Annotated in this window: 1 pseudogene; it reads left to right on the top strand. The window is 39.4% G+C overall.

Annotation, left to right across the window (positions count from 1 at the left end):
- A pseudogene (locus HMPREF2867_RS11455) lies at window positions 1-380 on the top strand (UDP-N-acetylglucosamine 2-epimerase); the annotation flags it as partial.
- Window positions 381-429: the final 49 nt, after the last annotated feature.

Below are 429 nucleotides of genomic sequence, written 5' to 3'. Positions count from 1 at the left end.
AACAACCTGATTTGGTTTTGGTTCATGGTGATACTACAACAACTTTTGCTGCTGGATTGGTTGCATTTTACAATAAAGTAAGTATTGGTCACGTTGAGGCTGGGCTTAGAACTTATGACAAATATTCACCATATCCAGAGGAAATGAATCGTCAGGTGACGGTTGTGACTAATTCTATCCATCATGCTGTTAAGCTGGTAGATCTCGGTATTAGTACTAGGATTATTGGTGGTAAGGTTAAACATTCAACAGATGCCTCTATTGGAAGTACAGCTCTGGAACAAATCAGACAACTGAATTTTGATTGTGCTTTCATTGGTGCTAATGGAGTTGATGCCAATTATTTCACAACGCCAGATATGGAAGAGGCGGTCATTAAATGAACAGTGATAGCTAATGCGCAAAAAGCCTATGTTCTAGCTGATGCCT

It is taken from the genome of Streptococcus sp. HMSC064H09 (assembly GCF_001812625.1).
In the GTDB taxonomy this organism is placed as follows: domain Bacteria; phylum Bacillota; class Bacilli; order Lactobacillales; family Streptococcaceae; genus Streptococcus.
Note: the sequence above shows the minus strand (reverse complement) of the source record. Positions and strands in the feature narration are given on the sequence as shown.